7 protein-coding genes and 1 pseudogene are annotated in these 9375 nt (G+C 70.3%); all 8 read right to left on the reverse strand.

What is annotated here, in order from left to right; all coding sequences use genetic code 11:
- Positions 1-1759: long-chain-fatty-acid--AMP ligase FadD32 (gene fadD32 / locus A5714_RS06320; RefSeq protein ID WP_068283886.1), on the reverse strand; the 1759-nt coding region annotated here is incomplete at its 3' end.
- Positions 1760-2061: 302 nt separating this feature from the next.
- The gene (locus A5714_RS06325; protein WP_068205003.1) at positions 2062-3072 is read right to left on the reverse strand and encodes a cutinase family protein; all 1011 of its coding nucleotides are present in this window, start codon (positions 3070-3072) and stop codon (positions 2062-2064) included.
- Positions 3073-3186: 114 nt separating this feature from the next.
- Positions 3187-4086: an esterase family protein gene (locus A5714_RS06330; protein ID WP_068075369.1), complete on the reverse strand. Its 900-nt coding sequence runs from the start codon at positions 4084-4086 to the stop codon at positions 3187-3189.
- Positions 4087-4238: 152 nt separating this feature from the next.
- Positions 4239-5282 carry a diacylglycerol acyltransferase/mycolyltransferase Ag85A gene (gene ag85A, locus A5714_RS06335; protein ID WP_068075357.1) on the reverse strand — a complete coding sequence of 348 codons (1044 nt, stop codon included), beginning with the start codon at positions 5280-5282 and terminating at the stop codon, positions 4239-4241.
- A gap of 412 nt (positions 5283-5694) precedes the next feature.
- Positions 5695-7668 (reverse strand): terminal beta-(1->2)-arabinofuranosyltransferase, encoded by a 1974-nt coding sequence (gene aftB / locus A5714_RS06340; protein WP_304440520.1) that lies wholly within the window; start codon positions 7666-7668, stop codon positions 5695-5697.
- On the reverse strand, positions 7655-8563 hold the full coding sequence (locus A5714_RS06345) for a decaprenyl-phosphate phosphoribosyltransferase (RefSeq protein ID WP_068075363.1): 909 nt from the start codon (positions 8561-8563) through the stop codon (positions 7655-7657). The genes aftB and A5714_RS06345 overlap by 14 nt, the downstream gene beginning before the upstream one ends.
- Complete coding sequence (locus A5714_RS06350) at positions 8556-9089, reverse strand: phosphatase PAP2 family protein (RefSeq protein WP_197513578.1); 534 nt, start codon at positions 9087-9089, stop codon at positions 8556-8558. Before A5714_RS06350 ends, A5714_RS06345 begins: the two co-directional genes overlap by 8 nt.
- Positions 9082-9375: pseudogene (locus A5714_RS06355) on the reverse strand (glycosyltransferase family 2 protein); the annotation flags it as partial. The pseudogene A5714_RS06355 and the gene A5714_RS06350, both read right to left, overlap by 8 nt.

Genomic DNA, 9375 nt, shown 5'->3' on the forward strand with positions numbered 1-9375 from the left:
GGTCGCGGATGGTCACCCCGTGTCGCACGGCGATGGCGGCCCGGATCTCGTCGGCGATGGGCTGGTAGTCCAGCTTGTGCGTACCGGGGGCCCGCTCGGCGACGATCACCAGCTGCTCGGAGCTGTCCTCGGCGTCGTACTTCAGACCGGTGTGCGGGTTGTCGAACACCACTTGCGGCAGCTGGTTGGCCGGCACCGAGAAGGCGGCCACGTAACCGGTGCGCAGCGCGCGGCTGGCCTCCTGCGCCGAGTACTCGAGGTCCTGCGGGTAGTGGTTGCGGCCGTCGATGATCACGAGGTCCTTGATGCGGCCCGCGATGTAGAGGTGACCCTTGTGGTAGGTGCCGTAGTCACCGGTGCGGACCCACAGGCCGTCGTCCGGCGCGCCCTCGGCGTGCGACTGGCTGACCCGTGACTTGAGGATGTTGTTGAAGGTCTCCGAGGTCTCTTCCTCTTTGCCCCAGTAGCCGGTGCCCATGTTCTTGCCGTGCAGCCAGATCTCGCCGATCTGGCCGTCGGGCAGCTCGCTGGCCGTGTCGGGGTCGACGATGACGGCCCACTCGTCCACACCGATGACGCCCGCGGACACCTGCGCGACGGCGCGCGGCGAGTCGGCCGGGACCTCGACGAAGCGCTGCTTGTTGAGCTCGTCCCGGTCGACGTGGATGACGGTCGGTGCCTCGTTCATCGGGGTGGTGGAGACGAACAGCGTCGCCTCGGCCAGGCCGTACGACGGCTTGATCGCGGTCTCCGGCAGCCCGTAGGGCTTGAACGCCTCGTAGAACTTGCGCATGGAGGACGGGGAGACCGGCTCGCTGCCGTTGAGGATCGCCTTGACGTTGCTCAGGTCCAGCGGCGGCTCGCCGTCCTTGGGTACCCCACGCACCGCGGCGTGCTCGAACGCGAAGTTCGGCGCGACGGTGACGACCTGGCAGTCCGGGGCGTCGTCGGGCTTGCGCGCCATCTCGCGGATCCACCGGCCGGGCCGGCGCACGAACGCCGCCGGCGTCATGAACGTGAAGTTGTAGCCGATGACCGGGGACAGCAGCGCCGTGATCAGCCCCATGTCATGGAAGAACGGCAGCCAGGACAGGCCGCGGTCGCCCTCCTTGCCCTCCAGGCCGTTGAGCACCTGCAGGACGTTCGTCGGCAGGTTCAGGTGGGTGATCTGCACGCCCGTCGGCGTCCGGGTCGAGCCGGACGTGTACTGCAGGTACGCGATGGTGTTCTCGTCGGCCTCCGGCGGCTCCCAGGTGGACGCGACCTCGTTGGGCACCGCGTCGACGGCGATGACGCGGGGGCGCTCCTTGGCCGCACGGGCACGAATGAACTTGCGGACGCCCTCGGCGGCTTCCGTGGTGGTCAGGATGGTCGACGGGGTGCAGTCGTCGAGGACGGCGTGCAGGCGGCCGACGTGTCCTGGCTCGGAGGGGTCGAACAGCGGCACCGCGATCCGGCCGGCGTACAGCGCGCCGAAGAACGCGATCAGGTAGTCGAGGTTCTGCGGGCACAGGATGGCGATGCGGTCACCCGGCTGGGTGACCTGTTGCAGGCGGGCGCCGACGGCCCGGTTGCGGGCGCTGAAGTCGCGCCAGATGATGTCGCGGTACTCGCCGTCGCGTTCGGTGGAGAAGTCGATGAACCGGTAGGCCAGCTTGTCGCCGCGGACCCTCGCCCACTTCTCGACGTGCTTGACCAGGTTGGTGTTGTCGGGGAACTTGATCTTCCCGTTCACAATGAACGGGTTGTGGTACACCATGCCGCTCTCCTGTCCCACCTGCTCTCGGGTCGGCTACGCCGACAGTGACATCTCTCGCGGGCCCGCCGCGCGCTGTGCCGATCGGATCCGCGCGGAGCCCGTTCGGACCCCTCGGGTTCCGCGCCAGCCCAGCATCGACCCCAACCGGTTGCGCAACCGGGGTCCCTCAGTCTTAAGTTCTTCTTAATGTTACGGCGCCGCCTGCGGCGCTCCAAATCACAAGGTACCGCCGATCCGGACCCGGATCGGCATACCTACCCCTGTGTCTAGCCCTGTGTTCGGCCCGTGTTCCAAGCCCCGCGTCAGCCATGTTTGGGGTGGGGCGCGTTGGCGATCAGCCCCTGGGCCCAGTTCAGGGTCCAGTCCGTCGCCGGCGCGCCGTCCACACTCCAGCATTGGGTGGTGGCGTACAGCGCGTGCACCGGCTGCCCCGCGCCCCCGGCCAGCGTGTTCAGGGTGCTGGGCAGGTTCGCGACGCTGAACGCCTCCTGCGGCGCCGCGCAGATCAAGTCGCCGGGCGCGCAGATCTCGTTGGTCTTGGCGTTGAGGTCACCGAACCCGCCGGGGCGCGCGCCGGTCATCGTCAGGCCCAGCCCGGACAGGATCGGCACCTCCTGCAGGGTCACCTCGGCGCCCTGGCCGGGCGGGTTGGGGCCGATGTCATTGCCCACCCCGGGCTGGCGGCGGCCGTCGGCGATCAGCGTCACGCCCAGGACCAGGTCGTCGTCGACGGGGCCGCGGCCGTTGCCGATGTCGCTGGCGATGTCGCCCATGATCACCGCGCCCTGCGAGAACCCCATCAGCACGTAACTGGTCAGTGGGCACTTGGCGTTCATGTCGGTCATCGCCTGCACGGTCGCGCGGGTGCCCTCGGCGCGGCTGGCGTTGTAGGACATCTGCGTGTCACCGCTGAGCGGGTTGTGGAACTGCGCGGTGTACGGGGTGGTGTAGGTCTGCACCCGCGAGGACGGCGAGCCCTGCGCCAGCGCCGTCACCACCTTGTGCAGCAGCGCGTTCGGGAACTGCACGGGGGCGCCCGGGTCGTCCTGCACCGACGACTCCCAGGTGCCGGGCACGTCGACCACGTAGACGTCGGGGCACGACGCGTCCTGGGAGGCGGGGCGCGGCTTGTGCGGGTGGGAGGTGGTCGACGACGGCGGCAGCACGCCCGAGGGCACCGCGCTCGGCGGCGACTGGCGGCCGCGCAGCAGGGTCACGACGGCCACGACCACCAGCAGCACCACGCCGGCCACCGCCAAGGCGGCGATCCAGGCGAGTCGTCGGTGGCGCTTGCGCCGGGCGCTTGTAGCCATGTTCTCCTGCCAGCAGAGCGGATGGACGCAGCGCGCGACCCTACGCGCGCTGCTGCACGCTCTACACGGTACCGGCTAGCCGCGGCGGCCCCGCCCGGCCGCGAGCCCGGGCGGCTAGCGGATGGCGCTGACGATGTCGCCGGACATGGCGCCCAGCTGGCCCGACCAGGAGCCCCAGCCGTTGTCGCCGCCGCCGGGGAAGTCGAAGTGCCCGTTGTGGCCGCCGTTGCTGCGGTACTGCTGGTAGAACTCCCGCGAGCTGCCCATGGCCGCGCCCGCCTGGCCGATCATCGCGGCGTCGTCACCGCCCTGATTGGTGGGGCTGTACACCCACACCCGGGTGTTGTTCTGGGCCAGCAGCGACGCGTGCACGTAGGGGTCGTGCCACTTCCACCGGCCCAGCTGTGGGGCTCCCCACATGCCGTTGCCGTCGATGCCGCCGAACTGCTGCAGGCCGGCCAGGATAGCGCCGTTGTAGTTGGTGCTCGACGGGTAGAGGAAGCCGGACAGCGAGCCGGCGTAACCGAACCGGTCGGGGTGGAACGCGGCCAGCGCGAACGCGCCGTACCCGCCCTGCGAGGCGCCGACGGCGGCGTGGCCGCCGGGCGCGAGGCCCTTGTTGGCGGCCAGCCAGCTCGGCAGCTCGCTGGACAGGAAGGTGTCCCACTGCTTGCTGCCGTCCTGCTCCCAGTTGGTGTACATGCTGAACGCACCCCCGGCGGGTGCCACCACCGAGACGCCCTTGCCGCCCAGCGTGTTCATCGCGTTGCCGGCGGTGACCCAGTTGGACACGTCGGGGGCGGCGTTGAAGGCGTCGAGCAGATAGACGGCGTGCGGGCCACCGGCCAGGAAGGCCACCGGGATGTCGCGGCCCATCGCCGCCGACGGAACCATCAGGCTCTCGTAGCCGGCAGCGCGCGCCCTGGGCGTGGCCGTCGCGCCGATCAGCCCCACCGAGAGCACCGCGACGCACAGCAGCCGGAGCAGCGCCGACACACCCCGTACGACCGTCATGTCCACCCTCCATCGTCTAGTCGCTGTTGTGCACAGTAGCCAGCGCCACGGCACGCCCGGTGCAGGGGGTAGTGAAACAGCTCACACCGCGAAACGACTGACGGCGACAACCCCGAGGGGTTGCCGCCGCCAGGCGTGTGGTTGTTGCGGGTCTAGGTGCCCTGGCCGGTGCCGTTGGAGGCGGCAGCGGCGGTCGCGGGACCGGCACCCGGGGTGGCGCCCAGCACCGACTGCAGGTCAGGCTTCATCGCCTGCAGCTGCGCGCCCCAGTAGGGCCAGTCGTGGGTGCCGTTGGCGTCGAAGTTCCACACCGCGTTGTGGCCGCCCGCGGCGTTGTACGCGTCCTGGAACTTCAGGTTGGAGGTCCGCACGAAGCCCTCGAGGAACTTGGCGGGAAGGTTGTCGCCACCGAGGTCGGACGGCTTGCCGTTACCGCAGTACACCCAGATCCGGGTGTTGTTGGCGACGAGCTTGCCCACCTGCAGCGAAGGGTCGTTGCGGGCCCAGGCCGGGTCCTCCTTCGGACCCCACATGTCGTTGGCCTTGTAGCCACCGGCGTCGCCCATGGCCAGGCCGATCAGCGACGGGCCCATCCCCTGCGACGGGTCCAGCAGCGCCGACAGCGAGCCGGCGTAGACGAACTGCTGCGGGTGGTAGGCGGCCAGGATCAGCGCCGAGGAGCCGGCCATCGACAGGCCGACGACGGCGCTGCCGGTCGACTTGACCTGCTTCTGGGAGGCGAGGTACGACGGCAGCTCGCTGGTCAGGAAGGTCTCCCACTTGTAGGTGGTGCAACCGGCCTTACCGCACGCGGGCTTGTACCAGTCCGAGTAGAAGCTGGACTGCCCGCCGACCGGCATGGCGACCGAGATGCCGGACTGGTTGTACCACTCGAACGCCGGGGTGTTGATGTCCCAGCCGTTGAAGTCGTCCTGCGCGCGCATACCGTCCAGCAGGTACAACGCGGGCGAGTTGGCGCCACCGCTTTGGAACTGCACCTTGATGTCGCGGCCCATTCCGGCGGAGGGAACCTGCAGGTACTCCACCGGCAGACCGGGGCGCGAGAACGCTCCTGCGGTCGCCGAGCCCCCCACGGCGCCAATCAGGCCCGAGAGCAGCGCCGCGCCAGCGGCCGCCACCACGAGCCGCCGCGGCATCCCTGCCACGGCGCCGCGAAACCTGTCGACAAGCGTCATCCTTGCTTCCTCATCCTTCTTGCGACCTTTCGGCGCACTTCTCCGATTGGACGCTTTCTTGATTGGGTCGATCTGCATGCGCAAACCCAATTGCACGGCTCCTCTTCGGGTCGCTCGACCCGCGTCGTCGCCGCGCTCAGCGCAGCAGTGCTCCAGTAGTCAACCACACCACCGCAGGTTCGGCCGCATCGAGGCGGCGGGGCCGACCCGCGAGCGGCGGTCCTACTCAGCGGTTTTCGCGTCAAACAGCGCGTCAAACAGCTCGTCAAACGAGCTTTGACAAGCGGCGTTCGCGCACGTGTGGGCTGTTACCGCCACCAGGTGAGGCCGCAATTGTGATGTTGCTGTCAATTTCGCGCCGTTGCCGAATCGTGATTGGCGGGAATTCGCCCAGAATTCTTCTTGCGGCGGCTTAATCGCGGCGCGGGGGCGGGACCTGCTCGGGTATCGGCAGCCCGCAGCGGGCCAACTCGTACAGCGGGACGCGGTCGATCCGGTACTTGGTGAAGCCGTAGGCGTGCAGCACGTTGGACAGGAAGCGGTGCGCGGTCATCGGGGCGCGCACGGAGCTCAACACGGCCTTGGTGTCGGGGCATTGCAGCGCCGCGACGGCCTCGGCGACCCATTGGACGTCGAGGTAGCCGGGGACGCCGGGGTAGACCTTGACCCACGGGCCGTCGGCGATCACCCAGTCGGGAAACAGGTTCTTGTCGTGGCCGATGCGGCCGTGCTTGAGCCGCTGGGTGTGTTGGGCCAGCGGGTTCGCCAGGCCGATCTGGTCGATCACCCGGACGTCGAGCCCGACGTTCATGCTGACCATGCCCAGGTTGGTGAAGAACACGGCGTGCTGCGGCCGGTCGTTGGCGGCGCCGCCGGGCTGCGGGTGCGCCATCGGCACCAGGTCCCATTGGGTGTAGTTGCCCGAGGGCAGCAGCAGCGCGCCGTCCGGGGTGTTGTCGAGCGCCACCAGGATGGCGGCCATCCGCGGGTACCCGAGATAGTCCGCCGCGGTCAGCGGGTGGGCGTGGCCCGTGGCCTGGGCGTAGAAGCGACGCTCGTCGACGATCCCGGTGTAGGTGACGTGGGTGGCGTCGTCGCCCAGGCCCGGGGAGTTCGCCGCCCACAGCGCCCAGCCGGCGACGGCGACCCACAGCGCGCCGGCGGCGCCGGCGACCCAGCGCCCGGTCTCGCGGGAGTAGTCCTGCCCGTCGGGGATCGCCACCGGGATGACGGCGACGGGCGCCAGCAGGCAGAACAGCGGTGCTAGCAGCACCCGGCCGTGCATGAAGTCGCCGCCCTGCCGCACCCAGTACAGCGCCTGGATCAGCCCGCTGATCAGCACCCACGCCACCACGGCGGCCGGGCTCTGCACGGCCCGGGCGACCCGGCCGTAGTCGGGCGCCAGCGCCGGCCGCAGAAACGACGGGCGGCGGCGCGCCACCAGCACCAGCACACCGAGCGGCACCAGCAGCACCAGGGGCAGCCACACCGCGTACGGCGCGTCGAAGTTCGACAGGTAGATCAAGCCCTGCGACCACTTGTCGCCGGCGGCGTCCTTGGCCAGGGCGGTGCCGGGCACCAGCAGCCCGTAGTAGCCCATCCGGAAGATCTGGTACGCCACCGGCAGCAGGCCGCCCGCCAGCACGATCAGCGCCCGGCGCCGCCAGGTCCGGGCGGCGATGAGCATCATGATCAGCGCGGTCCCGCCCATGATGGCCAGCTCGGGCCGGACCAGCACGCTGAAACCCGCCACGAACGCCACGGCAGCCAGGAACGGCGTGTTTTCGGGCCGGTTGCGGACCGGCTGAGCCCAGCACACCATCAGCCACCACAGCAAGCCGAGGTAGGCCAGGGCCAGCCCGTTCTCCAACCCCGAGGTGGCGAAGTCCCGCGCCGGCGGCAGGGCGATGTAGACCAGCGCCCCGGCCGGCAGCATGATGGCCCGACGCCCGCGCAGGCTCGGGGCGTAGAGCCGCCCGGCGCCCAGCATGACCAGCGCGACGCCGGTCACCGAGAGCAGCAGGGCCAGCGCCAGGGCGATGTATTCCATGCGCACCGAGCCGCCGACCCAGCTGCCCGCGTACATCAGATAGGTCCACGCCGTGGAGGTGTTGGCCTCTACCCGCTCGCCCTGGTTGAAGACGGGGCCGTTGCCGGCCAGCAAATTGCGCACGGTGCGCAGCACGATGAGCCCGTCGTCGGCGATCCACCGCCGCTGCCAGGCCCCCCACGCGAACAGCCCGCTGACGACCGCCACGCTGGCCCACAGGCTGGCCCGGACCAGGGTGGTGTAGGGGAACACCGGCCACCCCGGGCGCCGGAACACCGGGCGGCGGCGGACCATGCGCGCTTTGAGGGCCTGCAGTTCGGGGCTAACCGAAGGCAACCGCGGCTCCAATTGTCGCGATCCAGCCGAGGAAGAGCAGCTGTAGAACCCGGTCGCGCAGCGCGATGTCCTCGGGTTCGCCGGCCAGCCCGCCGTCCACGTCCACCGCGTAACGCAGGATCGCGATGGTGAACGGGACCATCGTCACCGCGTACCAGCTGCCGGAGTGGTGGTCGCGCTCGAACGCCCACAGGCCGTAGCAGACCACCACCGCGGTCGCCGACAACGTCCACACGAACCGCAGATACGTGCTGGTGTAGCTCTCCAGCGATTTGCGGATCGCCGCGCCGGTGCGTTCGGCCAACTGCAGCTCCGCGTAGCGCTTGCCGGCCACCATGAACAACGACGCGAACGCCGCGGACAGCAGGAACCACTGCGACAGCGAGATCTCGGTCGCCACCCCACCGGCGATGGCGCGCAACAGGTACGCCGACGACACGATGCAGATGTCCAGCACCGCTTGGTGTTTGAGGCCGAAGCAGTACGCCAGCTGCATCGCGATGTAGACGGCCATCACCAGCGCCAGGTTGGGCGTCACCAGCCACGCGATGCCCAGCGACGCCGCGCCCAGCAGCGCGGCCAGCACGTAGGCCAGCCACTCCGGGACCACGCCCGCCGCGATCGGTCGGAACCTCTTGGTGGGGTGCTCCCGGTCGGCCTCGACGTCGCGCACGTCGTTGACCAGGTAAATCGACGATGCCGCCAGGCTGAACACCACGAACGCCAGCCCCACCTGGGTGAGCATCTGCGCGTAGTTGTAGCGGATGCCGCTGCCCAGCCCGGCAACCGGCGCGGCCAGGACGAGGACGTTCTTCACCCACTGGCGGGGCCGGATCGCCTTGATGACGCCGACGAACAGGTTGCCCGACGGCCTGGCCGCCACGTCCTCAGCCATGGCGCATCACCTCCCGGAGTCGGCGGGCGAGGGCGGCAACGACGGCGCCGAGGGCGATGCCGGAGGCGACGTCGCTGGGATAGTGCACGCCGAGCACCACCCGCGACAGCGCCATCGGGGGCACCAGCAGCGCGGGCAGCGGCAGGCCGGTGGCCCACCCCAGGAGCAGCGCCGCGGCGGTGGTGGAGGTGGCGTGCGCCGACGGGAAGCTGAGCCGGCTGGGCGTGCCGACGTTGACGGCGACGGCCGGGTGGTGGGGGCGTTCGCGCCGCACCACGCGTTTGACCAGGACCGCGGCGGCGTGTGCGGCGAACGCCCCGACGGCGGCCAGCACCCAGTCCCCGCGCCGCCTGGGCGCGAGCGCGGCGCCGGCCAGCGCCACGGCCACCCAGCCGATGCTGTGCTCGCCGAAGTGGGAGAGCCCCCGCGCGACGGTCAACACGCCGGGCCGCCCGGTCAACGCGGACTGGACGGCGACCAGCGCGGCCACCTCGCCGCGCGCGTCCTCGGCGGAAGCCTCAGGCATGCTCGGTCTTCTCGGCCGCGTGGTGCAGCAGCGCCGTCTCCCACTTCTGCTTGCTCGCCAGCACGGGCAGCGCGTCGCGATAGACCTTGCGCATCTCGTCGAACCGGGCCGCCAGCCGACGCTGCCGGCGCAGGGACGCGAGCAACAGCGCGAACATCTTGCGGCGGTCGCGTTGCCGGTAGACCACCCCGCAGCCGTCGGCGGTCGTCACCGTCACGCCGTCGACCGTGCACAACCGGAACCAGCGCGCGTCCTGCGTCGGCACGTTGAACTCCGGTCGCCGGTG

Source organism: Mycobacterium sp. E2462, assembly GCF_001672685.1.
GTDB lineage: Bacteria > Actinomycetota > Actinomycetes > Mycobacteriales > Mycobacteriaceae > Mycobacterium.

Coding starts and splice junctions, on each gene's coding strand:
- A5714_RS06325 (WP_068205003.1), bottom strand. CDS start 3,072: ATGGCTACAAGCGCCCGGCGCAAGCGCCACCGACGACTCGCCTGGATC.
- A5714_RS06330 (WP_068075369.1), bottom strand. CDS start 4,086: ATGACGGTCGTACGGGGTGTGTCGGCGCTGCTCCGGCTGCTGTGCGTC.
- ag85A (WP_068075357.1), bottom strand. CDS start 5,282: ATGACGCTTGTCGACAGGTTTCGCGGCGCCGTGGCAGGGATGCCGCGG.
- A5714_RS06345 (WP_068075363.1), bottom strand. CDS start 8,563: ATGGCTGAGGACGTGGCGGCCAGGCCGTCGGGCAACCTGTTCGTCGGC.
- A5714_RS06350 (WP_197513578.1), bottom strand. CDS start 9,089: ATGCCTGAGGCTTCCGCCGAGGACGCGCGCGGCGAGGTGGCCGCGCTG.